Genomic DNA, 25216 nt, shown 5'->3' with positions numbered 1-25216 from the left:
ATCGTATGCTCTCGCGGGCCGGCGGGCCCGGGAGCGGCCGTCAGAGTCGCCACTCGGACCGCTTGTCGGACAGCCGCCGCGTCCAGGCGCCGCCCGGATGCTGCCGCGGATGGAGCCACAGCCACGGCTGGGCGTGCCGGAACGGCAGGTCGGTGCCGGGCTGCCACGGGAACAGGCCGTCCCCGTTGGGCCACACGACCTGGAGGATCGGCAGCGGCGGACGCCGGTAGAACGCCACGGCGCCGCCGAACAGCCCGTCGAACCAGTGCGGGTCGACGTCCCGGAAGGCCGCCTGCTGCCCCCGCACGACGCCGTCGCGGCGCTCGCCGTCCGCGGGGACGCGGCCCTCGGCGGTCTCTCCGCCGAGCATGTTGAGGATCTCTTCCGTCTCGTACACGTCGCCGCCGAACATCGCGAGCTCGGGGGCGCCGTGGCTGTGCCACAGGCCGACCGTGTACGCCCAGCCGGGCCCGTCGTCGTCCGGCTGGACGAGGACGACGCTCCAGCCGTACTGGGTGATGTGCACGATCGTGCGGAGCTGGAAGTTGTCCAGCCGGTCGCGGTCGCCGTAGTCACGGCACATCACGCAGGTGCATGAGGGGCGATCGCCGGACATGACCCTCAGTTTACGATCAATCGACCCTGGGCGAGCATGCCGTCACGCGCAGGATCACCAGAACACGCCGGTGTCGCGCGGCGGCGCCTCGTGCCCGTGCCGGGCGCCGGGGCCGCGCAGGCTCCGGACCGCCATGGCGCCCAGCAGCATCGCGGCGGGCATGCCGAGGGGCAGGGCCGTGAGCGGCGCGACGGACGCCACGTCCAGGGCCCTCCCGCCGAGCAGACCGGCGACGCCGAGGTCGGCGCCGCGGCGTCCCGCGCCCAGGGGCAGCGCCAGGAGGGCGGCGGCGACGGCGAGCCCGGCCGCGGGCGCGGCCAGCGCGCGGCGCCGGACGAAGAAGGCCAGCGCCACGCCCAGCGCTCCCAGCACGGGCAGCGCCATCACGCCGTACCAGCGTTCCGGCTCCGGCCTCATGCCGATCTGGATGACCGGCGCCGGGACGCCTTTGCGCAGGTGCCACAGGCGATTCCCAGATTTGTCGGGACCCGCCGTCGCGGATACCGGCGGCAGCCGCAATTTCATGAGGGTGTCGTCGAAACCCCGCGCGGCGAGTTCGCGCGCCGCGGCGGAAGTGTCGATTCGCAGGAACGGCCTGCGTCCCGTCCGGTAGGCGCGGTCGATCTCGGCGCGGGCGAACGGCGCCCCGCGGCCTTTTCCGGTGCGGACGCGGACGCTCCCGGTGCCGGGGAACAGCGCCCTGATGATCCGCTGCGCGAGCGCCCGCACCTCGGCGTCCGACCGGAGCCGTCCCGCCGCGTACAGATCGACGTGGGCGCCGCCGCCGGCCAGAAGGACGACCTCCATGCGCGACCGCTGCTCCCGGGGCGGCGCCGCACCGCCGCATCCGGCGAGCACGGCGAGCACGGCGAGCACTAGCAGGGTCATCGCGACCGAGGCAAGCCGCCGAAAACGCACCCAGGGCCTCGCTTCGTCGGTCGGTGTCGCGGCACCGGAAGAATGATCTATTTTATGCGCGACCACCGGTGGAGCACAGTAGGGAGAAGATGATGGCCGACGATCCGGTCAACGCGATCGACACCTCCGTTCCGCACTCCGCGCGGATATGGAACTACTGGCTCGGCGGCAAGGACAACTACCCGGTCGACCGCGAGGCCGGTGAACAGTACGTCAGCATCTACCCGGGGATCGTGGACATCGCGCGGACCGGCCGGCACTTCCTGGCCCGCGCCGTCCGGTACCTGGCGGGGGAGGCGGGCGTCCGCCAGTTCCTGGACGTCGGCACCGGGCTGCCCACCGTCGACAACACCCACGAGGTGGCGCAGCGCGTCGCGCCCGAGGCGCGCATCGTGTATGTCGACAACGACCCGCTCGTGCTGTCCCACGCGCACGCCCTGCTGACGAGCCGTCCCGAGGGCGAGACCAGCTACATCGAGTCCGACATGCGGAATCCCGAGCAGATCCTCCGGGTCGCCCGGGGCAGGCTCGACTTCGACCGCCCGATCGCCCTGATGCTGATGGGCGTCCTCGGGCACGTCGACTCCTACGACGAGATCCTGCACATCGTCCGGACGCTGATGGGCGGCCTGCCCTCCGGCAGCCACCTCGCCCTCTACGACGACACCGACACCGACGAGGCCCACAACAAGGCGCAGCAGGAGTACGACGACACCGGCGCCGTCCCGTACCGGCTGCGCCGCCCCGAGCAGATCGCCGGGTACTTCGACGGATTCGAGCTGGTCGAGCCCGGCGTGGTGGCGTGCGAGAAGTGGCGCCCGGAGCCGAGCCCGTTCGGTGAGACGCCGAGCACCTCGACCCTCTGCGGGGTCGCCCGCAAGGCCTGACCGGGCGGCGCGGCCGGACGAGGCGGTCGGCCGGAACCGGCCGACCGCCTCGTCCGGCCCGGCCACCGGTCAGGCCGTCGCCAGTTCCACCGGGATGTTGCCGCGGGTGGCGTTGGAGTAGGGGCACACCTGGTGGGTGGTCTCGACGAGCTGCCGCTTGGTCTCCGCGCCGAGGGCGTCGGGCAGCTTCACCAGCAGTTTGACGTCGAGCTGGAAGCCGCCCGAGCCGTTCGGGCTGAGACCGACCTCCGCGGTCACCGACATGCCGGAGACGTCGATCTTCTGCTTCCGCGCCACCAGCTGCATCGCGCTGGCGAAGCACGCGGCGTACCCGGCCGCGAACAGCTGCTCGGGGTTCGTGCCGTCGCCGTCGCCCCCGAGCTCCTTCTGCAGGGCCAGCCGGAGGTCCAGCCGCCCGTCGGAACTGAACGCGCGCCCGTCGCGCCCGGTGGCGGTGGCGGTGGTCGTGTACTGCCGCATGAACTGTCCCTTCCCATAGACAGACAGATCTGTCTGCATTTCGGAGCCTAGACCGGTCTGTCTGGTAGCGTCAAGGTGTGACCACGACATCCTCGGCGCCTCGCCGGAGCGCGGCCTGGTCCCGCGTCTTCGACACCGCGACGCGACTGTTCTACGCCGAGGGCGTGCACGCCGTGGGCATCGACCGGATCATCGCCGAGGCCGGCGTGGCGAAGGCGACCTTCTACCATCACTTTCCGAGCAAGGACGACCTCGTCCGCGTCTACATCACCGAGCAGAGCCTGCGGCAGCGCGGCATCGCCGACATGCCCGACTCCGCCACGCCCCGCGAGGCGATCCTCACGGCGTTCGAGCGGATGTGCACCTTCGGCTCCTCCGCCGCCTACCGCGGCTGCCCGTTCATCAACGCCGCCGCCGAGTACCCCGACCCGGCCCACCCGGTGCGCCGGGCGATAGACGAGCACCGGGAGTGGTGCCGGAGCCTGTTCCGCGACCTGCTGGTCGCCGCCGGCCACCCCGAACCCGACCGCACCGCCCACGTCCTCATGCTGCTCAGAGACGGCCTCTCCGTCGGCTTCGACCTCGACGACCCGGCCGCGGTCCGCGCCGCGGTCGACGAGGCCGTCACCACAGCCTTGGACGCCCCCACCCGTCCCCCCGAACCCGCCGCGCACTGACCGCCGGATCCACCGATTCCCGCTAGGGTGCGCCCGCGGCCGGACCCTCGCGGCGGCCGCTGCTCTTCCTCGACGTCGACGGACCGCCCTCGCGCATCGGGTCGACCCCGGTAGGAGAGTCACCGGGGCCGACTACCGGGTGCTGGGGAGTGGATGCGCGCAGTCGTGTCCTGAGCGCGTGGCGGGCCTCCCGCTCGTCAGCGGCGGAGAAGGGTCTCCTCGGTCATGCGGGAGAGTTTTTCGGGGTTGCGGACGGCGTAGAGGCCGGTGACACGGCCGTCGTCGATGCGGGTCGCGATGACGGTGTCGATCTCGCCGGTGCGGCCGAGGACCAGCGCGGGGTGACCGTTGACGTGCGTCGGCCGTAGCGAGACCGCGCCGGAGATCCGGGCGAGCACGTCGGCCACCTCGTCGGCCCCCACGACGGGCGCCAGCGCGGCCTGGACGACTCCGCCGCCGTCGGTCAGCAGGACGACGTCCGGTGCGAGGACGTCGAGCAGGTTCTGCAGGTCGCCGGTCTCGACCGCCCGCTGGAAGGCGTGGAGCGCGGCCCGGGTGTCGGACGGGGAGGCGGCTTCGCGGGGCCGGCGCGCGGCGACGTGCCTGCGGGCCCGGTGGGCGATCTGGCGGACCGCGTCGGAGTTCTTGCCGACGGCCTGGGCGATCTCTCCGTAGTCCAGGCCGAACACCTCGCGCAGCACGAACACCGCCCGCTCGGTCGGCGCGAGGGTCTCCAGCACCATCAGCATCGCCATCGAGAGGCTCTCGGCCAGCTCGACGTCCTCGGCCACGTCGGGCGCGGTCAGCAGCGGCTCGGGCAGCCAGGGCCCGACATAGGACTCCCTGCGCCGGCGCAGCGTGCGCAGCCGGGTGAGCGCCTGCCGTGTGGTGGCCCGCACCAGGTACGCGCGGGGATCCCGCACCGTTTCGAGGTCGACGCCCGTCCACCGCAGCCAGGTCTCCTGCAGGACGTCCTCGGCGTCGGCGGCCGAGCCGAGCATCTCGTAGGCGACGGTGAACAGCAGGTTGCGATGGGCGACGAACGCCTCGGTGGCGGTGTCCATGCGGCCGGCGGCCGTGCCCTTCGATCGTCCGTCCATGTCCCTCTTCCCGTTGCGCGTTCCGTGCTGTGCACAGGACGCCCGGCCCCGTCCATCTGTGACACCCGGGATCAGTGGCACACGTCACACGCGGGCGCAGTCACGGGCGAGGGGGCGGGCGTCATCTCGTGTCCAGAGCCGCGGGAAGAGACGCGCTGGCCACGAGACGGGAGCTTGATCATGAACGAGGCCGCCGGGCGCCGGACGGTGGCGATGGTCACCGGGGCGAACAAGGGTATCGGCCGGGCGGTCGCCGAGGGGCTCGCAGGCCGGGGCATGACGGTCCTGGTCGGTGCGCGGGACCGGCGGCGCGGACAGGAGACCGCCGCGGCGCTGCGCGAGGCGGGAGGCGACGCCCACGCGGTCCTCCTGGACGTCACCGACACGGCCACCGTCCAGGAGGCCGCGAAGCTGATCGAGGAGCGTTACGGGATCCTCGACGTTCTGGTCAACAACGCGGGAATCACCGGCTCGGGACGGGTGGCGCCCCGGGACGCCGTCGACCAGATCCCCAGTTCCGTCGATCTGGAGATGGTCCGGGCGGTGTTCGCGACCAACGTCTTCGGCGTGATCGCGGTGACCAACGCCATGCTGCCGCTGCTGCGGCGGTCGCCGGCGGCGCGCGTCGTCAACGTCAGCAGCCACGCCGGGTCGCTGGCCCTCACCAGTGATCCGGACGGACCCTTCGCGGCGCTGCTGCCGTCGGCGGCCTACACGCCGTCCAAGGCGGCGCTGAACGCGCTCACCGTCCAGTACGCCAACGAGCTGCGGAAGGACGGCGTGCTCGTCAACGCCGCCGCCCCGGGCTTCGTCGACACCGACAGCAACGACCACACCGGGCACCTCACCCCCGCGCAGGGCGCCGCCGTCGTGGTGCGCCTGGCCACGCTCGGCGCGGACGGGCCGACCGCCGGCTTCTTCGGCGAGGACGGCCCGCTGCCCTGGTAGGACGCCTCAGGCGGTCGGAACCTCAAAGGTCGGGCTCGGGGCGTTACCGCCCTCGGACCCGACCTTTGATGTTCCGGAGGGGCGCCAGCGCCGCTGCGGGCTCGTTAGCGAGCCCGGCAGACGGCGGTGGGATACGCTCGCCCCCCAATGACGTCGACCAGTGGCAGGTGCGCCGGGGAGGGCACAATGAACACGGCAACGTTGATGATCTTCGGTATTGCTATCGGCATCGTCGCCGTCATCGCGTGGAAGACGTTCCAGAGCAAGGACTGAGGGGATTCCGCCGCCGTCCCCATGCGGCGATCAGCGAGTCGCCGCCGGGTACGGCGCCGAGTACGGCGTCCCTCCCCGAACCCCGCACCCGTCCATGATTGAGATCGTGCTCCCCATGTCCCGGATCTGGATCTGCGCCTCGATGTCAAAGATCATCCGTGCTGACCACCTCACCGCGCTCTTCGTCTCCGACGGCTCGCCGGACTACCGGGCGGCGGAGACCAACAGATCAGGCGTCCTGTGGGCCAACGTCTTCGGCCGGACCGAACCCGTCCGCATCGACGAGTTCACGGGCATCACCGCGGCCGAGCTGCTCGACGCCGTCACCAAGGCGATCGGCCAGGCCGACCCCGACGAACCGGTGACCTACATCCGCCTGGACCGCGCGGGCGACCACAACGCGGCCACCAGGGTCAAGACCTACAACTCCTATCCCCTGACCGACGGATCACAGGTCGACGACCAAGAAGGGGCCTGATCAGGCCGGAGGGGCGGCCGGCCACGTCCCTACAGGACCCGGCGAGCGGCCCGGGCATGTCACCTCGTTCGAAGCGGGTCCTGGCGCGTCCGCTCGGGGCCATGCCCGCCCTACGAAGGGTCAGGGCTTGCGGCCGACGCCGCCTGTCATGAAGCGGACGTCGACGGTGCTGGCGTCCAGGACGGGCTCGTCGGGGCGCCACAGCGGGAGCGGGACGAGGCCGGGCGGCAGGATCTCGAAGCCGTCGAAGAAGGTGGCCAGCTCGGCAGGGGTGCGGACGCGGCCGGTGCCGAGCTGCTCCAAGAGTTGCTTCTCCAGTGCGACGGACTCGGGCGCGTCGCCCAGGCGGGTGAAGTTGGTGATGAAGAAGAAGGAGCCGCTGGGCATCGCGTCCCGCAGTACCTGGACGATCTGGCCGGGATTCTCCTCGTCGCCGAGGTGGTGCAGGATGCCGACGAGCATCACGCAGACGGGCTGCTCGAAGTCGATGAGCGCGCGGACCTCCGGACGGCCGAGGAGTTCGGCGGGCCTGCGGATGTCGGCGGTCACCACGGTGGTGTTGGCGTTGTCGGCCAGGATCGCGCGGCCGTGCGCCAGCACGATCGGGTCGATGTCGACGTACACCACGTGAGCCTGCGGGTTGACCTCCTGGGCGACCTCGTGGGTGTTGCGGACGGTCGGCAATCCCGATCCCAGGTCGAGGAACTGCGTGATCCCCTCCTCCGCGGCGAGGTAGCGGACGACCCGGTGCAGAATCGCGCGGTTGTGCAGGGCGATGTCCCGCAGCTCCGGCATGATCGCGAGGCTGGCCTCGGCCACGGTCCGGTCCACCGCGTAGTTGTCCTTGCCGCCGAGCATCACGTCGTAGACGCGTGCCGCGGTCGGAACGCCGGTGGGAATCTGCGGGGACGACTCGGCCATGTGCACCTCAACGCTCAGGAGATCTTGCTCCGATCGTAGCTTCGCGGAGCCGCGCAGAATGCGAAAAACCCCTATGCCAAGGGACTTCTCGCGAAACCTGGCGCCAGAACCCCCACCCCGATCCCGGGCCCTGACGATTCGCGATGAGGACCGCACCTCAGTCCTCATCTGGTCACGTCAGGGCTGTCCGGGGTGAGGTGCACGGGGGTAGTTCAACGAGCGTGCCGCCGAAGCCATCTCGGCTCGCCGTCGATCCCGGGACGTCCGGGAGCTCTTGGCGGAGTGGGAATCCGTGAGGGGCGACCCGAAACGGCCGACCCGGCCACGACGACAGGGAGGCCACCATGCCGACACCGACGACGAACTGCGGGACGGGCGAACCGCTCATCCGGCTCGGGGGCGGCGAGGCGCCGGTGCTCAACTACAACCTCCCGCAGGGCGGCTGCTTCTCGGCACAGGGGTCCATTCCCCTCGGCATCGACCCGTCGTGGTTCCGCGACGAGGTGACGGCGGAGCCGGAGGTGCATTGGTGGAAGGTGCCGGTGCCGAACCCCGACGACCTCATCGACGACATCGTCAAGGGGACGCTCTCGCCGCAGCTCACGTCCCAGCTGCTCGACCCCCGCATCCCGGCGATCCTCCAGCCGGCCGCGTCCCCCGACCAGATCTCGCGGGCGCCGCGCATCGCGTCCGCCCGTCTCCCGCAGCCGGCCGGGCGCGTCCGCGTCCCGGCCGCGAGCAGCCCTCCGACGCGCCCCACCCGCCGGCGGGTCGCGGCCAAGCCGACCTATACGGCGTCTCACCTCGTGCGCGCCGTCGAGGACCGCCTGCGGCCGATGGTCACGACGGGCTTCAGCGGCGACCTGCAGATCAAGTTCCTGCCGCAGCCGGTGCGGCCGGTCGCCCGGCTCGCGGTGATCGAGTACTACCGCGTGTGCTCCTACCTCGGCGACTACGGCGCGGGCCGGACGCTGTCGACGACGTCGCTGTTCCCGGGGGAGTCCACGACGATCACGCTCGCCACCTACCGCGACGAGGAGACGACGGCCACGGAGTCCTCCAACGTCCTCGACTCGTTCACCGAGTCCGCTGCCGACGAGATGGAGTCGCTGGTCGAGGAGCAGATCGGCACGACGCTCGGAAGCGCGACATCGAGCACGCAGTCGAGCACCACGGGGGGCGGCGTGAACTTCGGCGTGGGCATCGACCTCTTCGGCCTCGTCGAGCTCGGCTTCGGCGCCGAGCACAGCGGCTCGCAGAGCGACGCCACGACCGTGGCGATGACCAGCGAGATCAACACCCAGGCGATCAACCATGCGCTCAGCTCGCATGTGGAGACCAGCAGCTCGTCGCGGCAGGTCGAGGTCAACACGACCACGAGCGCCACCGTCGGCACCGGGGAGTCGACGACCACCGTTCGGCAGATCGCGAACATCAACCACAGCCGGGTGCTGAACATCGTGTTCCGGCAGCTGCTGCAGGCCTACGACACCGTGACGTACCTCCATGACGTCAAGGTGCTGTTCTCCAACGGCTACCCGGAGTCCGTCCGGCTCATCGAGCTCGGGCAGCTCGACGACGTGCTCCCGCAGCTCGTGTCCGCCGAGCACGTCGCCGCCGTGCGAAAGCGGATCCTGCAGCCGTACTGCGCGGTCTTCAACTACGAGGGCCGGGCCGTCCGCTTCCTGGAGAAGGTGGAGCGCGAGGCCCCCTGCGACCTGACGGGAAAGACCGAGCGCATCGTGTACATCCGCCGGCGGCCGGACCTGCGCGACGAGGTCGGGAGCATCAGCGTGCCGGGCGTCATCAAGAACGTCGAGCGGTACGTGCTGCCGACCCCGGCCGTGATCGCCGAGGCGCTGCTCGGCGGAGGCGAGGCCCTCGACTGCTACAACCAGGAGCTCCAGTCGACCACCATCGACGCCGCCGAGCTCCAGAACCGCAAGCTCACGCAGGCGATCGGCATCGTCGGCGAGATCGAGGACCCGCAGGCCCAGGCCGCCGCGTGGGCACGCATGCACAACCCGGCGCCCACCGTCGACGAGCCGTCCGAGACCCAGCCGCCGGCATGACCGGCGCCCCGGGCGTGTTGACCACGTCCGCGCTCGACACCCCGGCGGCGTCCCCGGCCGACGTGGTCCCGTCGCCGTTCGCGGCGGTGAGCGGGCGTCCGCCGCTGCTCGACCCGTCGGCGCTGCGGACGGAGCCGACCGGTGCGGACGTGGAGGCCTGGTGGGACGCCCTCGTCGCAGCAGGGCTCGATGTCCGCCAGCCGTCGGCGCTGCTGACCCAGCTCGATGCTCTGCTGGTGGCCGCCACCGGGCTCGACGGCCAGGACCTTCTCGACAACCTCGCCGCCCGCACGGCGCTCGTCCGAGGGCTGGTCGCCCACGCGTTGGTGCAACTCGGCCCGGCGCTAGAACGGGCGGGCGCCGTGGTCGGCGCCCTGCCCGTCACGTCCCCGATCGTCGACTACGTCGCCGGCCGGGAGAACCTCGTGAGCGCGGCGCTGCAGTCGGCCGCCGACATCAGCGTGTTCGTCCCGGTCCCGCTGTCGGCGGCCGTTTCGTCGAGCACGCGGCTCGCCGGGTTCCTGACGAGCGACGCTCCGGAGGCGAAGGCCGTCAAGGCCGCGGCCCTGGAGTTCGCGCAGGGCGTCTACGACGGCTTCATGATGTCGGGCCTGGTCGACCCCTCCATCGGGAACCGGTTCTACGAGCAGGCGGTCGCGAACGCGCGGGCCCTGCACGTCCTGCTGCCCACGATCGTCGATGCCGGTCTGGTGTACGGGATCGTCGTCCAGCCGCTGGTCGACGTACTGGACCTCATCAAGCTCGTCTTCGGCGACCTGATGGGCATAGTGAAGACGCTGCGGTTGCTCGGGGCCGCCGCGGTGGCCGACCCCGCCGTCGCGCACGGCCTCGGGGTGCTGATCGGACAGCAGCAGGCGTCGTCGTTCGAGGCGTCCTTGTTCGAGACCGGCCCGGCCACGTTCTACTTCACCCTGTCCACGGCGATCGGCGAGCTGCTCCAGAACACCGTGCTGGGCGCCACGGGCGCCGGGCTCGTCATGGTGGTGGGCACGAAGGCGCTGCGCGCCACCAAGGTGACCGCGGCGGCGGCGAAGCTGATCGTCACCGTGGTCGAGCACCTGCCCGGCTCGGCACCGGGACGCGAGCGCCTGATCGCCGCGCTGCGCGCCATGGCCGACGCGTTCGACAACCGCTGGAGGCTGCTGGAGGAGCTCGCCGGCGACTCGGAGGAGGTGCTCGCGGCGATCCGGCGCCTGCTGGCTCGCGAGGATCTGCGCAAGCTGCTCTACGACCTCTCCGACTACGCCGAGGAGGCGCGGGGCGACCTCGACCCGGCGCTTCCCGACGCGAAGCTGGTGGCCGAGATCAAGGCGCGCGAGGTCCAGGTGCTCGCCGTCCTCACGCGCCTGGGAGGCATGACCGACGTCGAACTCGACGGTGTGGCGGCCTACCGCCGTATCTGGTCCGAGGACGGCCCTCCGCGCGGCATGACCACACCCTGGACGGACGCCCTCGGCTCGCCGGAAGGCGACAAGGGCGGCAACCAGGACACGCGATGGTTCGACCTCCTCGACGGCGATCCCGTTGGCACGGGCCTCTGGGCGCTCCTCGGCGAGCTCGATCCCGTCACCAACGGCCGCGGCCTCTACGCCGTGCTCGTCGACTTCTGGGCGGGGGACTCCAAGACCGCCGGCGCGATCGGCAGCCTCTACGGCGCGCGCGACCTCTACCGCGAGCTCAGTCCCGACCACCCCGACGTGCGGTTCGACTTCGAGATCACCTTCACCGGTCCGGAGGGGCGCCGCGACCTCGACGTCGTCGTCTTCCGCGGGGACGACTCCCCGCCGGACGGCGTCATGGGGTTTCTGCTGGTGGTCGAGATCAAGAACATCGTCGGCGGGTTGATCAGCGACCGGCTCAAGAGCCAGATGGCACGCGACCTCGCACGGCACATCGGCGCGGGCGACGTCGATTTCGCGAAGCTGCGCTGGCTGGTGCCCGCGGCCGATCTCAAGGCGCTCGAAAGGCCGCTCGGCGACGCGTTCCGCGCAGCGCTCAACGACGACCGCGTCCAGGACGCCGTCGCAGCGTCGCCACACGACATGATCGACGTGATGACCCGGCTCGACGCCGCGATCAGAGGCGGCCGCCTGATCGGCTCCTTCGACGTCAACGCACCATGAACCCGCGCAACCCTCGCCTGCAGACTCCGAACGCCGACCTTGAGTTCAGCCGACCTTCGGGGTGGCACGGTCGATGATCGAGGCGACGTCCAGGCCTGGCGGGAGGGTGCCGAAGGCGCCGCCCCAGTCGCCGCCGAGGCGGGTGGCGCAGAAGGCGTCGGCGACGGCCGGGTGCCCGTGCCTGACCAGCAGCGCTGCCTGTAGGACCAGCGCCAGGCCCTCGGCGACTCGTCGGGCGCGGTACTCGATTGTGGCTGTGTCGGCGAAGCTTTCCTTGGCGTCCTTGATGGCCGCATCCAGGCGCTTGTCGGCTCCCAGGGAGAGGTCGACCTCGTCGAAGAACGCCTCCAGCGTCTGCGGCTCGCGCAGCGTTGCGCGTAGGAGATCGAGTGCGGCTACGTTGCCGGAGCCCTCCCAGACTCGATGAGGCTTCGAAAATGAGGTAAAATCGCAGGTCAGCATGCATGTTGATCATGCGTGGTGGTGGCTGGTGCGGGGCTGTGACAGGCAGTCCGCTAGCCGGTTCGCTAACTCGTTCTCCGGTCGAGAGGAGGAGTCAGTGCGGCAACCGTACGTAGCCAGGAAGGTCAGCAAGCGCACCGGGGCGACCCGGTACACGGGGATGTACTACGACACGACCGGGACACCCCGGTCGGCCGGCACCTACGACGACGAACTTGAGGCGCTGGCCGCGGCCCGCCGGGAGCAGAACAGACGCGAGGGCGGCGTCCTGGGGGAGATGACGCCGGCACAGAGGCGCGCGATGACGTTCGACGAGTTCTGGCCGATCTTCCAGCGGCATCACCGGGTCGAGCCGAACACGATGCAGACCTACTTCGGGGTCTGGATCAACCATGTCCGTCCGTTCCTGAAGGCCGACCGGGTGGCGACCTTCGACTCCGCCCGCGCCGTCCAGTTCTTCACCTGGCTGGCGGAGACGGAGCGGACGGTGACCACGAGGCGAGCCTGCCGAAAGGTGCTCTCAGCGATGATCGGCCTCTCGATCCTGCTGGGCTGCCGCACCGACAACCCCGTCCGGGGCCTGAACGTCGGCAAGCAGGCAGCGCACAAGAACATCAAAGTGATCAACGAGACGGTGTTATGGGAGCTGTGCAGCAAGCTGCCGCTGCCGACGCAGCGTCTGTTCGCCGAGTTCATCATCTCCACCGGGGTTCGCTTCTGCGAGGCGATCTCCTTCCAGGAGGGGGACCTGGACTACGACACCGGCATGCTGAACGTGTGCCGCTCGACTGTGGAAGTGGCGAAGCAGTTCCACCCGACCGGCGGCCGGTTCGTGACCCGCCCCTACACCAAGAACGGAGAACACCGCCGATTCAAGGTCGGCAGGCCGCTGGTGGAGAAGATCCGCGCCCACGTCCAGCAACACGGTATGAAGCCAGGCGACCTGATCTTCCCGGTCCGGTTGTTCATGCCGGACACGGCCTGGGTCAACCTCCCGCGCTGCACCACAGAAGAGATGGAAGCCGCCACGAAGACCACGTTCATCTCACCCATCACCGGCGCACGCGTCACTCACGCCAAGGTCAGTACGTACCGCAAGCACGGCTGCAGGTGCGCGCCGTGCGTACAGACATACCGGGACTACCGGTCGGCGTATCGCGTGCAGGCGATGGCCCGCAAGGGCAAGGTCACTCGCCAGCGGGTCCGCCGCGACGGCAACGACTATCTCGCGCCCAGCGAATGGAGCACCATCTGGATCCCGGCCCGCAGAGCCGTCGGCGTCGATGTGACCCCGTACCAACTACGCCACTCCCACGCCTCCCTCCTACTGGCACACGGCGTCCCGCTCCCGGATGTCCAAGCCCGCTTGGGCCACAACGACCTGACATCCACCACCCACTACGTCTGGGCACTGGCCGAGGAAAGCGAGGCCGCAGCAACCACGATGAACGTGCTCCTGGGCTACGAGAGCAAACAACCAGACCCGCAAGAGGCGATGCTGGCGCGCATGGAGGCGATGATGCACCGCATGCAGGCCATGATCGACCCTCCCCTCGCCCGCCAAATCGCAGCCGAAAACTCCACCTCCCGCCCGGACCTGCACCTGGTCACCGACACCCTGACCGCGCTGCAAACCCCAACAGGCAACTAACGCTCAGGCACCTCGCGGGAGGGCGCGGGGTCACCTGCCGAAGAAAGAACACCACCCGACACCCCCTCCGCGACTCTGCCTGCAGTCTGGCGTGCAGTCGGCGGCTCACCCGCCGACTGCACGCCAGACGGGCGCTCAAGCCGCTGCCGGTGGTGTTGCTCCCGACCGGTTGGCCAAAACTCGCGCGGACAATGCGTACCGCCACGTCGAGCATCTGGCTTGGCTGCGCAGAGGACCTGTGTGATTCCGGCTGACATCGTGAGGTCAGCAGACCTGCCCAATCGGTCACATCGAACAGGACCGTCCCATTTGGCTGCTGACCCCGCACAGGCGATTACCATCCGTCTTGGAGTAGTTGCACAACGTAGTCATTGAGTAAGGGTGTTCGCGGGCGCTAAGAACAGCAGGGAATCGTGTGGCTAGGAAGACGACCTGAGCGATGCGACGGTTTTCCCTCACCGGGTTAGGGCCAGGGGCGAGGGCGATGGTGCAGCGGCTACGCACGATTTGGGGCTCGACCAACGCGGCATGGTTGCCCCACGGATCCGAGGATCGGGAGTGCTGACGAGGGCCGTAGAGATCGACGAATCCGAGAGGAGTGCATGATCGTTTCGCTAGAGAAGGAGGTGAGCTTCGTCGGCCATCGCGGCGGCTCGATGCAAAGTAGGCCTTGTCATGTGGTCAGTAACCTTAGGATGCCAGAGTGGCGATTGGTGGACGCAAGTCGGTCTGGTATCCGCGCATGGCGGACATTCCGGGTATTAGGTTTCAGGGGAGCCCGAACGTCGACCGTACCCGGTTGCCCGGAGCGCGGACCCGCCCGCGTGCTGACGGCGGCTATCTCTCGTGGCCCTCTCCCGAGGGTGGCAGCTCGTCCAGTTCTCCGGTTCACCGCCTTGCTTTTGGAGCCGCTGCACCGCGAGACGAGCTGGAACTGGTCCGGATGACCTGGGAGGGGCTGGAATTGCCCGGGACCCCCTCGGACTATCACTTTCTCCTGCAGGGGACCGCCACCGAGTTGTGGAAGAACCGGCAGCGTTATACGCACGGGTTGGCGGCTCTCGAACAGTTCTGTCACTTGGATCTACTCTTGATCGAGGCCGCCCCCGAGGCGGTCGTGCTGGATGAGAACGATCCTGCCCACGGTTTCGTGCACATTTCGACCCTGGGATTCCTCATCGGCCTTCTGGAGCGGGAGGGGGCCTTGCGTGAGGCGCTGGCGGTGAGTCGGCGCGCCCGCAGATTTGGCGAAGAGTGCTGGAGCGAGGATTTGGAGGCCAAGGTCGCCTCGCTGGATGAGGAGCTGGCATGACCTCAGGGCGCCTGATCGACACAGTTCCTGGCCAATCGTTCCTGGAGAACGCCTTCGTTCGTTGGGTGCTGGCGCCAGCGGTCAGGGAGGCGATCGCAGCGCACATCCTCCCGCAGCACCCGGTGCCTGTGCCAGAGCACACCTACCGACTGGACTACCTCATCGTCGGTGCGCGGCTGCGAGTGGCGATAGAACTCGACGGGTTCACTCATCACAGCGACAGGCAGGCCTTCGTCTACGACCGGGTCCGCCAGAATGACCTGGTCGCTCGTGGATATACAGTCCTCCGGTTCTCCTATGGCGCAATCCGCGATGAAACTGCGCATTGTGTCGGCCAACTGCAGGCGGTGCTACGCAAAGACCCGGTCCTCGCGGCCTATGTGATCGTCGACCCCATCGTCCCCGTTCCCGACGACATGATCGCCAATCCACTGGGACTGGCCACGCCGCCCCCGGTGGCTGTGCCACGTACCGCGCTGGGTTTCTACGACATCGCCCGTCAGCACCTGGCGCTCCGACCGCTGCGGGAGTGTCAGCGCGAAGCCTTGGGCGCCCTGGCCGACTATTACCGCCGCGGCGAGATCGACGCGGCCTGCGTGATGTCGGTCGGAGCCGGCAAGACCACGCTGGGAGTAGCAGCCGCTCTAGCCTTCACCCGGCGGCGCGCCCTCATCGTAACGCCGGGCCGCGTCATCCGAGGCACCTTTGCCGCTGCCTTGGACCACAAGCGGGCAGGCAACACCTTGTACACCCTGCCGGGCGGGCCGCTGATCCCGGGATGCCGGCCGCCGCGCGCGCTGGTCCTCGACAGCAGCGGCGGCCCCATCCAGACGGTGCAGGCCGAAGAGTTGCTGGACGCCGACATGATCGTCACCAACTACCACTCGCTCGCCGGTAGTGACCAGGGGGCGGGGCTGCTAAGTAAGGTCTCGCCCGAAGACATCGACTTCATCGTGATCGACGAGGCACACATCGCGGCGGCCGACTCTTACAGGCAGTTGTTCGCGCGCTTCCCTCGGGCGCGCCGCCTGCTGATGTCGGCCTGTTTCAGCCGGGCAGACGGCAAGCGCATCACTGCGGACGTGGTCTACCGCTACCGCTACCGACTCATTGACTCAATTGCTGACGGCCACGCCAAGCAACTAAACGCACATCGGTTCAGCCCGCGCGTCGAGGAGACTGCTTATGAGATCCGCTGGCCTAACGGACGGCGCGAGCAGATCGTCGGCAAGGGCGCGCTGCTGGAAATCATGCGGGACGAGCGCAAGCTGGCTCGCATCACTGCGACCTCCGAAGAACCCATCCGCAAGATCATGCGCAACGTTCGTGCCTGCCTGAGCGGCCAGGCCAAGACACTGGCACCGGTCCGACCCCGGATACTGTTCGCCGCACTAGGGCAGCAGCACGCCGAACAGATTTCCCGCATCGCCAACGAATACGGCATCGCCTGTGCGCCACTGCACCACTCGATGAGCGAAACCGAGATCTCCGCAACCCGGACCCGATTCGAGGCGGAGTCAGGGAATCTGGAGGCTATCGTGCAGCTTCGGATGCTCGGCCAGGGCTACGACCTGCCGCCCATCACGATCGTGGTGCCGATGCGGCCTTACGGCAGCTTCGGCGAGTTCTATCAGTTCATCGGCCGCGGGATCCGCATCATCCAGCACCCTGCCCTGGCCGACCGCACACACGAGCAACGTCTGGACGTCGTCTACCACGGTGAACTGGGACTCGACACCCACCTGGAGACGCTGCGCGCGGAGAACGACATGGACCCCCATCCCGCTCAGGACGATGAGTTCGGGGACGCGCCAGCCACCGATGCCACCGTCACAATGACAGCGGCAACGGCACCGTTGACAGGCTCCACCCCAGGAAGCTCAGCGGCCATTGGGACCTCGGCCGTGGTCTTGTGGGAACAGGGCGACTTGCATCAGCAGTTCCTGCACGACGCCGACCGGATCGAGGCACGTCGGCAAGAACGTGAACTCGACGTCTTCGCCCAGAGATACGCCGCGTACGCCGAGAAGAACCCCGACCCCAAACCATTTGCGCAGTTTGTCGCCGTCATTCGGAGCATGCATGGCTGACCATGATCAAGCCATACACCGAGCCGCACGCCTCGCGGGGCTTCCGCCATATCCGTTTCTGTATTCGGAGAGTGAACGCGGCCGCCGTGAACGCTTCGATGACATGGACCACTGCGCCGCACGGCTGTTAGAGGCCGCTTTAGCTGGCCAACGCGTCATTAACCTGGTCGAGGATGATGCTGACCCCAAGCGCTACGCGTTGGTCACGGCCGCCCCTATCGATTCGGTTAGGCGGGCCGCCTTGCAAAAGAATATGACGCTGTCCGCGCAACAAGCCAACGGAGCTTGGTTCCTACCGGAAGTAGTTCCTCTCAAGTCGTGGACAGTGAACTTGAGTGCGCATCTGCGAAACCAGCCGGCGCACGCACTGACGCTCGCCGCCGACGACAGCGCCCGAGTGCGGCTGGCGTCCTCTCCTGACGCAATGCTCACTTGGACGCTACTTGTCCCCCTGTTCGACCAGCTACTGCGGCCAATCACAGAGCGGGCCACCGCCTCGGTGCGCACACCAGAGGAACACCGCACCGTCTGGCTAGAGATCATTCACTCCTACCAACGGCTGGGTATAAACGCCGGTTCGGTGCTATGGGCTTTCGCCTATCGTGGCGGCTGGAGCGGCCTGGACCGGGCTGGGCATGCCCGGGCCCGCATCGCCCTGCTGGACACCATTGTCGACCATGACTTGCTGTCGATCGTTCGCGCTTTCCGCGCCGACCGGATCCGCGCCCTCATCGACAAGACCGTACAGAAGGCCAGACGCGGGACCCCGCTTGCTCGCCACGTGCTGACCAAACCGATGGAGCCCGTCCTATCGGCCTACTTTGCAGGCAGTTGGCTAGAGTTCCTGAACTACCTGGAACTGCCGCCCAACCCCAATGAAGAACTTATGGCTGCGCTGCCCAAGCCCACGTTCTTTGTAGGCGGCGCTGCCAAGGCTGGCAACGCCGCCGCCGAACACGGCATCGAGATTGACGACGCCAACGCCATGCTGGCGGCCTTCCTCGGACAGGACACTACGACATCACCCGTCGAACGACGCGTGGCAGCTCTGCGATCGTGGTGGCGGCACTTCGACGCAGCCCACGCCAGCCAACGCACCGGGACGCCTGGCCTGTGGGGGCTGGTCGAGGACGCCCCTCACATCATCGGCTACCTTCCCGGACCCACTCCGCGACTCTATGACCAGTACCTGCCCACTGACCTCGTGGGCGAAGTGGAGGAGCTGTGGAGCGGGACGACGTTGCCGCGCTGGCCGCAGGCGATCACCACGGAGCCCTACCCGCACATGGCAATGGCCGAGACTCTCGGCCCGGCGGTCACCTTCTGGCACGGCGTCGGGCTCACCGCCTGGTTCGTATGCGCAGGACCCTACTCGCGCACGCCCTTGAACGGCCTTCGCGGCTATTACGAGCGCACCCTTACCGAGCTGGCGGCACTAGGAACGCCAATACATCCGAGCTTGTTCGAGGAGTTGGAGCAAGCCGAGGACCTACTGGGCCCCCCCGAAGAACTGGTTCACCATGAGGAACACCTGCAGATGCCCGACGGCGCCATCGCGATCAAATTCACTGGCGGCGGCCAACGCCGTGCCGGATTCGAGATCCTGCGCGACATCATCACCCGGCACCGCCGCGGCTGGAGCGACCGCTACCTAGACTCCTACCTGCAAGAACGCTGGACACAGGAACTCACGGCTGTCGCCCGCGAGCTCCATCGTCGCTTTGCCGCGACCGGCAAAGCCCCGACCTTTCGCCAGTTCGCTAAATTCGCCGCCGGGACAGCTGGCCACTGGTTCAACGGCGACCTGGCAGCCCTGTACACCGCTATCGGTGAGAAGGCTCCGGACACAGCCTCCCGAGTCAGTCTCCTGCCCCGCGACACGCGCCGATTCATCGACACCGTCTACGCCGAGCTCGGCGGGCGCCCCTATGAAGAGCACCTGCGGATCACCGACTTTCCCACCGCTGACCGCTACCGACAGAGATCAAGGCTCGCCACCGCCAGCACCCGATACGTTCAGATCGTCGAAGCGCTCGGCCGCCCGCCCAAGCACACCGAGTTCGGTGCGGGCCGATACGAGTGGGATTGGGCAGACGGCCTGGAACGCGGCTGGCCCCTCTACCAGCGCGCCATCACCGCCGCAGGCGGCCCATGACAGGGCAGTTCTGACGCGATATGCCGATGCCGTTCGTTGCCGCTCAAGGGTCAATTCACCGGAGGGGAGAGACGAGCAGTCGGAATGACGTGGTGGCACTCTGCGTTAGGGGGTACTCGGCCCCTTCCGCAAGTCCTGCAGGCGCGGCTGACCAGCGGCCACAAGGTCTTGGTCAAGCCACCCCGGCTCACCTGCGTATGCGTGTTCCCACCAGCCGGTGCGCTCATTGTCGTGGTTACGTAGCGGGATCACGAGGGTCTCCCGGCAGAGATGTGGCGCGAGCAGGCGGCGGACAAAGGATCCGTCCGAGGTGTGAGTGGTGGCTGTTTCGGCGGTTGGATCGGTTGCCCCGAGGCCGACAGCCGGACCTGTCGAGAGGACGACTCCCTCGGCGTTCTCCGGCCACTGCACCAATTCACGAATCGCTGCGGCGATCTCCGCGAGGCGCTCCTGCGGTTCCAACTTCGCCCAATCGGTGAACTGGAACAACCCGTCTAGGCAGTCGACGCGGATCCAGGCCGGCCACGGGCCGCGGACCTGGGCAGCCTTGGCGGACAACGTCCTGCCGAGGCGACGCCAGCCGTCGCGCTGCTGCACCGCGCCTGTGAACCGAACCGTCCCCACCGGGACCGCACCCGTGTGGACGGTCACGACACCGATCTCGCTAGGAACCGGATTCGCGCCGACCGATCCGGTCGTCGACTCCGCGGCAGCCTCGACGGCGTCCAGCCACGCCTGCGTATCGTCCTTCACCATGTGACCGTCAAGACCGACGGTGCAGGTCACGTTGTGACGTAGTTCGATCTGACGGATCGCGGCCATGAGACCGTCCTCGTAGGACTGCCAGTCCCGATCGACGGCGGCACGGGGAACGGTTGTCGTCTCCACCATCCATGGCCGGTCGGTGTCCCCGTCGATAAGCAGATCTCCGTGCCTGCTCGAGCCGGGGATTGCCGGCTCGAATGTTGCGATGCTTCCCCGATCTTGGGCGGCACGCGCGACCTCCAGTTGGAGCAGAGTGTGTCGCCACATGGAGGGGTCGGCGCCACGTCGAAGCTCGGCTCTGATCTTGGTAAAGGTGGGCTCAGTGACCGCGCGATCGAGGCGAAGGATGAACCACAGCGCGTGCGGTAGCCCGTACACATGGGTGCCTGCGAAGAGCAGTTCACCGGGAACCCAGCCCTGTTTGCGGTACTGCCGGGCGAGCCATGAATCTCCGAGCAGCATCCGCAACCTCATCAGGGCCCAGCGCGTTGTCTCCACACCTTGATCCGTCAGCCCGTTGCTGCTGATCAGGCGATCGAGGTCCTGCCACGTCAGTTCGCTCCCGGTCACACCGGTTATGCTCCCGCGCTCGCGACTGGCTCTTCAAACGAATTGCATGCTCTCGACAGCCTATCCGGACGGGCTCAAGGCGCGTTCTCGACAAGTGGCCGAACGGCCGGCCCCACTTTCCAGTTCGCCGTTGTCACCACCTCAGCTGTCGGAACCTCCGTGTAGTGTTCGCTCCGGATCGTCACCCAGGTTCCGCAAGACTCGGGAAGTGCTCGCCCACGACCGATACGCAGTTCCTCCCGCGCGGCCCGCTCATGGCGTCCCGACCAAGAAGGGATAGGACTTGTCGGTGCTGTTCCCGATCGTGGTAGGCCGCGACGTCGTGCCGCTCGGCGGCGAATACAGCGTCGATGATGATGGCTTTCGGTTCAACGCTGTCGCGGAGGGGCAGCAGGAGCTTGCCGCCATCGCTCCTACCAGCTCGTTGGCCGTTCTCGGCGAGCCGGGTATCGGCAAGTCTCGGGCATTGCAGGAGCTGACTGTCGGCGACGACGAGGTCATCCACATAGGCCTGGATACCGTCGCTGACGTCTGGGATCTACAGCATCGGCTCTCCCAAGTGGACTCCGCGGTAGCCAAGGGCGGCGCTGCGGACCGTCTGACTCTCGTCCTCGACGGCATGGACGAGTGCCCGATCCCGAGCAAGAGCCTCATCCACCACTTGGAGTCCGAGCTGCAGCGTCACCGCTCGCTACGGATCTTGCTCGGATGTCGGACCGCAGACTGGCCGGAGGCACTTGGCGCCCGGCTGCGGGTGTTGCTGCCCAGTTTCGAAGTCGTCGAGTTGCTCCCGCTTAGACGTACCGACGTTGCGGCCCTGGCCGCCACCCGCGGCGTCGATGGTGACGCCTTCCTCGATGCGGTGGTGGACGCCGGGGCGGTACCACTGGCCGTGCTTCCCCTAACTCTGGACCTGCTGTTGATCACCTATCAGCAGGCTGGACACCTGCCTGACTCCGCGGCGGAGCTGTACGAGCAGGGACTGTTGCGGCTCGTCGAGGACCCCGACCCTGACCGGGAAGCCACCAAGAAGCCGGCGGGCAGCGGGCCGCAACGGCTCGCGGTCGCCGCGAAGCTCGCCGCTTACGGGATGCTGTGCGGCCGAAGCACGATTGCACGGACCGTGCCCATCGCCGCCGACGAGTTGCTGGCTGGCGAGCTTGCCGCCGGCACCGAGCGCATCGAGGGCGGCGAACTCACGGTCACCGCCGAACTCGTCGACGCCACACTCACCACCGCTCTGTTTACCAGCCGCGGGCCCGGCCGATTTGTGGTCGTGCACGCCAGCATCGCGGCTTACCTGACCGCACGGTACCTCACGACGCATGTCGTTCCTGAACACCAACTCCGCGCCCTGCTCACCCGCACCAACAGCCTCGGCAGCACGCGAGTGCCATCCCGGCTCCGCGAGACCGCCGCCTGGTTGGTCGCACTCGCTCCTGACCGCAACGGCTGGCTCGTCGATGTCGACCCGCACACCATCGTGACGCACGCCGGGTTGGTGAACGTCGCTGCCGTCCGGCGCGCTCTGGTGGACTACCTGCTGGACGCGCCCGACCCGGAACTGCGGACCGACCGACGGCGTTGGCGGCTGGCACACCCTGGACTGGCCGAACAACTGCGCCCGGCGCTGCGCGCGCCGTTGGCCCAGGACGCCGGTCCGCACCTGGGTCATCCGGTGTCCCGGCGTGCCTGGGTCGCCGTGGAGATCGCCAGACGCGCCGGTGGGCACGCATCGGTTCCTGACATGGTCGAGTTGCTGCTCAGCAACACCACCAACTCCTACCTGCGATCGTCGGTGGCGCACGCGCTAATCGACCTGGACGCCACTACGGCATCGAGGACCCTACGCGCGGTCCTCGATGAGGTCATCGCGTACCCCGACCATGACCCGCAGGACCAGTTGCGCGGCCTCGCGCTGGAGGCGAATTGGCCAGCTAATCTCACCGCCGCCGAGCTCGCCGCTGCTCTCACCCACCCGCAGGCGGATGACTTCATCGGCTCGTACGCGCTCTTTCTAGGCCGGTTTCTCGATGATGTCGACGACCAGACTCTTACCGACCTCGTCAGGGCGGTCACGCCAACCGTCGACACCGTCAGCAGCGATTCGGCAGACGAGTGGGTTGACGAGGAGAACCCGCCCAGCGGCGCAACGCCAGCCGCACTGGACCCGCTGCTCACTGGAACGCGACGCGGAGCCCGTGTCATGACCACGCTGCTGTCCCGCGCCCTCGACAGCACGCAGTTGCACATCACGGTGAACGAAGTCGGATGGCTGCTCGCCACCGCCGTCCAGCACCATCAGGACGTCGCCGCACCCGACCGCTTCGAGGACGCTTCCGATGCGGAGAACTCCTTGCGGCGTTCAGTGGTACTCGCGACGCTACGGCACATCCCCCCGGAACAGGCCGGGCTCGTCGTAGTCGGACTGCGCGGCAGCCGGACGCGTGGACTGGTGACAGATGCGGACCTTGCGTGGCTACTGTCCCTCGGCGGCACAGAATGGGCCATGCATGCAGTACGACTTATCCAGTTCGTCTTCGACCGCACCGACCTTGATCAGCAGGAACTCGTCTGGGCTCACCAGGGAGAGCCGATCTTCGACGACTCCGTCGGGCCCTGGTTCGACGCGGTCGAGATCGACAGCCCAGCGGCCGACAGGATGCGCCAGGAGCATGAGTGGTCTCTGCAACGGGACGGCACCTGGAAGGGCGCAGCCGCGCACAAGTCGGCGCTTGATGCGGCTTGGGCTGGCTGCGCGCAGGGCGAGCCCGAGGGATTCCTCACGCTCTGCGCTCAGCTCCGAGTCGATTCCAAAACCGGTGGCCTCACCGTCGACGACGACCTGCTCTCCTGGCCCAGCTACCCACTGATTCCCGTCGACGAAGCCGTGCTGCTGTCCTCCGCTGAGCGGTACCTGTACAGCGACGACGCCGTCGGCGATGCCTGGCTGGACGAGCCCGGATCCCTGCCGTTCAGCGCCTTCGTCGGATACGTTGCCCTTGCCTACCTCGCCCGTCGAGACGACGGCAACGCCCGCTTGGAGGCACTGCCGCAGCAGGTGTGGCAGCGATGGACACCGACGATTCTGTGGCTCGACGGCTTCGGCGACCCTACGATTCACGCCATCTTGAAAGGCAAAGCACAGCAGCGCGCACCCGATGCCTACCGACAGTATGCACTGCGCTACGTTGAGGCGATGGCGCAGGCCGGGCGGCTTTTGGGCTCCCTGGACGACATCGCGCCCGGCTACGACGACACTATGGGTGACCGGCTCGACGCGCTGCTGCACAACGTTGCCGACACTGTGACTCGTGTCGTCGCCGATTTGAACAAACCCACCGACCTTGTCGATGACCCACACCAGCCGCGCCCGCCGGAGAACGATCTGCGGAGCAGCCTGTCCACTTCCTGCGACATCGCTGCCCACCTCGCGCGCTTCCTCCTGCCGCGCCGCGAGCAGACACGGGTGTGGGTGCGTGACTTGGCCGATGGCTCCACCTCCATTGAGGTGCGGGTCCTGGCCACTGAAGCACTGCTCGCCACAGGCCTGCTCGACTGGGACGACGTTATCGCCAGCATGCAGAGCAACGAGGACTTTGGAGTTGCCCTCGTTGTCGCCCTCGCCCGTCAGCGCGGCGACGAGGTCGTCCTGCCGCAACTGACAGATCTGCAACTGACCGAACTGTGGCGGTGGGTCGACGCGCGTTGGAGCAGCCAAACCGACACTCTCACCGACGGCTTCGCCTCTGACGATCAGCACGTCCGGGACTGGCGCAACGGCATAGTCGCAGAGTTGCAGACAAGAGCCACACCCGATGCGCTAGCGGCGTTGGCCGAGCTTGTCGCCAGCCGCCCCGGCGACTACCGCCTCCAAGCGGCATTGGCGCACGCCGAAGCACGCGACCACGAGGAAAGCTGGCGCGGCGTCAAGGTTGCGGAACTGACTGCGCTGCTGGCCAATGCGCAAGGCACCTTGGTCAACGACGACGATGCGCTGTACCGAGCCGTGCTTACCTCCCTCAACCGATTCGCCACCCGCATGCACGACATCGGACAGACACTTTGGAACGAGACTCGCCCCCCGCCGACCGCGGCAGACGCCACCAAAGTGTGGAACCCGAAATACGAACCCGACGTGTCCGCCGCATTGGGAGACCACCTCGCGCAGGAGTTCGGCGAACACCTGGTCGTGAACCGCGAGGTGCTTGTCAAACAGACCACAAGCAAGGGCCACGGCCTGTCGGTGGATGTGCTGCCCACCGCTACCGAAGCCGCCGCCGGCCGTCGACTGCCCAGCTGCCCGATCGAAGTGAAGGGCTGCTGGAACACTCATCTGTTCACCGACCTGCAGGAACAGCTCGTCAGTGATTACCTGCCCGCCACGGGCGCGACCCGTGGCATCTACGTTTGCGCCTGGTTCGCCACCGAACACTGGAACGACCTAGCCGACCCGCGGCGCAGGACGGCGGCAGCCCGTGACCGGGAGCAGACCGTGCGATCCCTGACGAGCGCGGCGCAGGCCGCCTCGCAGTCCGGCGATATCGAAGTCACGGCGTTGATAATCGACATCCCGAGGCCGGCGCCCTCGTCCCGGGCAGGGACCGAAACCACCGAAACCAGACAGCCTTCCTAGCCTCCATCGGTCTAGAGCGTTGACCGGTTGCCATCTGCCGATCAGACCTACGGGACGTACA

18 protein-coding genes are annotated in these 25216 nt (G+C 68.0%); 11 read left to right on the top strand and 7 right to left on the bottom strand.

Annotated elements, in window-relative coordinates:
- Positions 1 to 40 precede the first annotated feature (40 nt).
- Both BJ999_RS29055 and BJ999_RS29050 read right to left on the bottom strand, forming a co-directional pair.
- Positions 41 to 616, bottom strand: coding sequence for a DUF4262 domain-containing protein (locus tag BJ999_RS29055; protein WP_179836213.1), 576 nt, complete (start codon positions 614 to 616; stop codon positions 41 to 43).
- A 54-nt stretch (positions 617 to 670) separates the two neighbouring features.
- Positions 671 to 1504: a hypothetical protein gene (locus tag BJ999_RS29050; protein WP_179836212.1), complete on the bottom strand. Its 834-nt coding sequence runs from the start codon at positions 1502 to 1504 to the stop codon at positions 671 to 673.
- Between the two features lie 122 nt (positions 1505 to 1626).
- On the opposite strand from BJ999_RS29050, the gene BJ999_RS29045 reads away from it, so the two are divergent.
- Positions 1627 to 2421 carry an SAM-dependent methyltransferase gene (locus tag BJ999_RS29045; protein WP_373292695.1) on the top strand — a complete coding sequence of 265 codons (795 nt, stop codon included), beginning with the start codon at positions 1627 to 1629 and terminating at the stop codon, positions 2419 to 2421.
- 69 nt (positions 2422 to 2490) lie between these two features.
- Here the strand turns inward: BJ999_RS29045 and BJ999_RS29040 are convergent, their stop codons facing one another.
- Complete coding sequence (locus BJ999_RS29040) at positions 2491 to 2901, bottom strand: organic hydroperoxide resistance protein (RefSeq protein ID WP_179836211.1); 411 nt, start codon at positions 2899 to 2901, stop codon at positions 2491 to 2493.
- Between the two features lie 77 nt (positions 2902 to 2978).
- Here BJ999_RS29040 and BJ999_RS29035 point away from each other — a divergent pair, with 77 nt between their 5' ends.
- Complete coding sequence (locus BJ999_RS29035; RefSeq protein ID WP_179836210.1) at positions 2979 to 3578, top strand: TetR/AcrR family transcriptional regulator; 600 nt, start codon at positions 2979 to 2981, stop codon at positions 3576 to 3578.
- A gap of 197 nt (positions 3579 to 3775) precedes the next feature.
- On the opposite strand, the gene BJ999_RS29030 is transcribed toward BJ999_RS29035, so the two are convergent.
- Positions 3776 to 4678, bottom strand: coding sequence for an RNA polymerase sigma-70 factor (locus BJ999_RS29030; RefSeq protein ID WP_218935283.1), 903 nt, complete (start codon positions 4676 to 4678; stop codon positions 3776 to 3778).
- Between the two features lie 180 nt (positions 4679 to 4858).
- On the opposite strand from BJ999_RS29030, the gene BJ999_RS29025 reads away from it, so the two are divergent.
- Together BJ999_RS29025 and BJ999_RS29020 are read left to right on the top strand one after the other, a co-directional pair.
- Positions 4859 to 5626, top strand: a complete 768-nt coding sequence (locus BJ999_RS29025) for an SDR family oxidoreductase (RefSeq protein WP_179836209.1) — start codon at positions 4859 to 4861, stop codon at positions 5624 to 5626.
- Between the two features lie 388 nt (positions 5627 to 6014).
- Positions 6015 to 6377, top strand: a complete 363-nt coding sequence (locus BJ999_RS29020; RefSeq protein ID WP_179836208.1) for a hypothetical protein — start codon at positions 6015 to 6017, stop codon at positions 6375 to 6377.
- Between the two features lie 120 nt (positions 6378 to 6497).
- Here BJ999_RS29020 and BJ999_RS29015 read toward each other — a convergent pair whose 3' ends face one another.
- Positions 6498 to 7298, bottom strand: a complete 801-nt coding sequence (locus BJ999_RS29015; RefSeq protein ID WP_179836207.1) for an SAM-dependent methyltransferase — start codon at positions 7296 to 7298, stop codon at positions 6498 to 6500.
- Positions 7299 to 7642: 344 nt separating this feature from the next.
- Here BJ999_RS29015 and BJ999_RS29010 point away from each other — a divergent pair, with 344 nt between their 5' ends.
- Both BJ999_RS29010 and BJ999_RS29005 read left to right on the top strand, forming a co-directional pair.
- Positions 7643 to 9370 (top strand): hypothetical protein, encoded by a 1728-nt coding sequence (locus BJ999_RS29010; RefSeq protein WP_179836206.1) that lies wholly within the window; start codon positions 7643 to 7645, stop codon positions 9368 to 9370.
- Positions 9367 to 11514: a hypothetical protein gene (locus BJ999_RS29005; RefSeq protein ID WP_179836205.1), complete on the top strand. Its 2148-nt coding sequence runs from the start codon at positions 9367 to 9369 to the stop codon at positions 11512 to 11514. Before BJ999_RS29010 ends, BJ999_RS29005 begins: the two co-directional genes overlap by 4 nt.
- A 45-nt stretch (positions 11515 to 11559) precedes the next feature.
- On the opposite strand, the gene BJ999_RS29000 is transcribed toward BJ999_RS29005, so the two are convergent.
- Entirely contained in the window at positions 11560 to 11976 is a 417-nt protein-coding gene (locus tag BJ999_RS29000) for a hypothetical protein (RefSeq protein ID WP_179836204.1), read from the bottom strand.
- 97 nt (positions 11977 to 12073) lie between these two features.
- Here BJ999_RS29000 and BJ999_RS28995 point away from each other — a divergent pair, with 97 nt between their 5' ends.
- The 4 genes from BJ999_RS28995 to BJ999_RS28980 all read left to right on the top strand — a co-directional run bounded on the left by BJ999_RS28995 (position 12074) and on the right by BJ999_RS28980 (position 19184).
- Positions 12074 to 13627, top strand: coding sequence for a tyrosine-type recombinase/integrase (locus tag BJ999_RS28995; RefSeq protein WP_179836203.1), 1554 nt, complete (start codon positions 12074 to 12076; stop codon positions 13625 to 13627).
- A gap of 703 nt (positions 13628 to 14330) precedes the next feature.
- Complete coding sequence (locus tag BJ999_RS28990) at positions 14331 to 14939, top strand: hypothetical protein (protein WP_179836202.1); 609 nt, start codon at positions 14331 to 14333, stop codon at positions 14937 to 14939.
- Positions 14936 to 17029 carry a DEAD/DEAH box helicase family protein gene (locus tag BJ999_RS28985; RefSeq protein WP_179836201.1) on the top strand — a complete coding sequence of 698 codons (2094 nt, stop codon included), beginning with the start codon at positions 14936 to 14938 and terminating at the stop codon, positions 17027 to 17029. Before BJ999_RS28990 ends, BJ999_RS28985 begins: the two co-directional genes overlap by 4 nt.
- Positions 17022 to 19184 (top strand): stress protein, encoded by a 2163-nt coding sequence (locus tag BJ999_RS28980; RefSeq protein WP_179836200.1) that lies wholly within the window; start codon positions 17022 to 17024, stop codon positions 19182 to 19184. Before BJ999_RS28985 ends, BJ999_RS28980 begins: the two co-directional genes overlap by 8 nt.
- A 105-nt stretch (positions 19185 to 19289) precedes the next feature.
- Here BJ999_RS28980 and BJ999_RS28975 read toward each other — a convergent pair whose 3' ends face one another.
- The gene (locus BJ999_RS28975) at positions 19290 to 20519 is read right to left on the bottom strand and encodes a hypothetical protein (RefSeq protein WP_179836199.1); all 1230 of its coding nucleotides are present in this window, start codon (positions 20517 to 20519) and stop codon (positions 19290 to 19292) included.
- 283 nt (positions 20520 to 20802) lie between these two features.
- Here BJ999_RS28975 and BJ999_RS28970 point away from each other — a divergent pair, with 283 nt between their 5' ends.
- A complete protein-coding gene (locus BJ999_RS28970) occupies positions 20803 to 25155 on the top strand; it encodes an NACHT domain-containing protein (RefSeq protein ID WP_179836198.1) in 4353 nt (1450 codons plus the stop codon).
- Positions 25156 to 25216 lie beyond the last annotated feature (61 nt).

It is taken from the genome of Actinomadura citrea (assembly GCF_013409045.1).
GTDB classification, from domain to species: Bacteria; Actinomycetota; Actinomycetes; order Streptosporangiales; family Streptosporangiaceae; genus Spirillospora; species Spirillospora citrea.
Note: the sequence above shows the minus strand (reverse complement) of the source record. Positions and strands in the feature narration are given on the sequence as shown.

Excerpts from the sequence above, each read along its gene's own strand:
- BJ999_RS29055 (WP_179836213.1), bottom strand. The coding sequence starts at position 616 with ATGTCCGGCGATCGCCCCTCATGCACCTGCGTGATGTGCCGTGACTAC.
- BJ999_RS29050 (WP_179836212.1), bottom strand. The coding sequence starts at position 1,504 with ATGACCCTGCTAGTGCTCGCCGTGCTCGCCGTGCTCGCCGGATGCGGC.
- BJ999_RS29045 (WP_373292695.1), top strand. The coding sequence starts at position 1,627 with ATGGCCGACGATCCGGTCAACGCGATCGACACCTCCGTTCCGCACTCC.
- BJ999_RS29040 (WP_179836211.1), bottom strand. The coding sequence starts at position 2,901 with ATGCGGCAGTACACGACCACCGCCACCGCCACCGGGCGCGACGGGCGC.
- BJ999_RS29030 (WP_218935283.1), bottom strand. The coding sequence starts at position 4,678 with ATGGACGGACGATCGAAGGGCACGGCCGCCGGCCGCATGGACACCGCC.
- BJ999_RS29025 (WP_179836209.1), top strand. The coding sequence starts at position 4,859 with ATGAACGAGGCCGCCGGGCGCCGGACGGTGGCGATGGTCACCGGGGCG.
- BJ999_RS29020 (WP_179836208.1), top strand. The coding sequence starts at position 6,015 with ATGTCCCGGATCTGGATCTGCGCCTCGATGTCAAAGATCATCCGTGCT.
- BJ999_RS29015 (WP_179836207.1), bottom strand. The coding sequence starts at position 7,298 with ATGGCCGAGTCGTCCCCGCAGATTCCCACCGGCGTTCCGACCGCGGCA.
- BJ999_RS29010 (WP_179836206.1), top strand. The coding sequence starts at position 7,643 with ATGCCGACACCGACGACGAACTGCGGGACGGGCGAACCGCTCATCCGG.
- BJ999_RS29005 (WP_179836205.1), top strand. The coding sequence starts at position 9,367 with ATGACCGGCGCCCCGGGCGTGTTGACCACGTCCGCGCTCGACACCCCG.
- BJ999_RS29000 (WP_179836204.1), bottom strand. The coding sequence starts at position 11,976 with ATGCTGACCTGCGATTTTACCTCATTTTCGAAGCCTCATCGAGTCTGG.
- BJ999_RS28985 (WP_179836201.1), top strand. The coding sequence starts at position 14,936 with ATGACCTCAGGGCGCCTGATCGACACAGTTCCTGGCCAATCGTTCCTG.
- BJ999_RS28980 (WP_179836200.1), top strand. The coding sequence starts at position 17,022 with ATGGCTGACCATGATCAAGCCATACACCGAGCCGCACGCCTCGCGGGG.